We start from the raw sequence: 537 nt of genomic DNA, 5'->3' as shown, positions 1-537 counted from the left end.
GAACTGCGGCAGCAGCGCGGCCGCGAACAGGATCGCCTTCGGGTTGCTGCCGGAAACCAGGAAGCCGTTGCGGTACAGCGCCCAGCGCGACGTGCTGGGCGCGTGGCGCGCCGCCGGGTCGGCGTCGGCCGCCGACACCTCGCCGGCGCCCGAGCGCCACGCCTTCACGCCGAGATAAACGAGATAGGCCGCGCCCGCGAAACGCAGCGTGTTGAACATTGCCGGCCAGGCCTCCAGCACCGCGCCGAGGCCCGCCGCCGATACCGACAGCATCAGCACCATCGCGGTCAGGCAGCCAGCCATGGTCGACGACGAGCGGCGCAGCCCGTGCCGCGCGCCGTGGGTCATCACGAGCAGCATGTTCGGACCCGGAATCGCCGACACGACGAACACCGTCGCCACGAAAAGCCACCACGTATGCAAGTTCATCACCGCCTCAGCCGAAAGAGAAACGAAATATCAATTATGCAGCGTGTGCCGCGCGTCTGTCCTGCGCCGGCTCAGCGGCCCGCGCGGCGCAGCGCGACTTCGCCGAGC

General features: G+C 69.3%; 1 protein-coding gene. It reads right to left on the bottom strand.

Annotated elements, in window-relative coordinates:
- A partial coding sequence (locus tag PI86_RS15290) for a LysE family translocator (protein WP_039324193.1) occupies positions 1 to 429 on the bottom strand: 429 nt, incomplete at its 3' end.
- Positions 430 to 537 lie beyond the last annotated feature (108 nt).

Source organism: Burkholderia sp. A9, assembly GCF_000801975.1.
The sequence above is the reverse complement of the archived record's forward strand: the minus strand, read 5'-3'. Positions and strand labels throughout refer to the sequence as shown.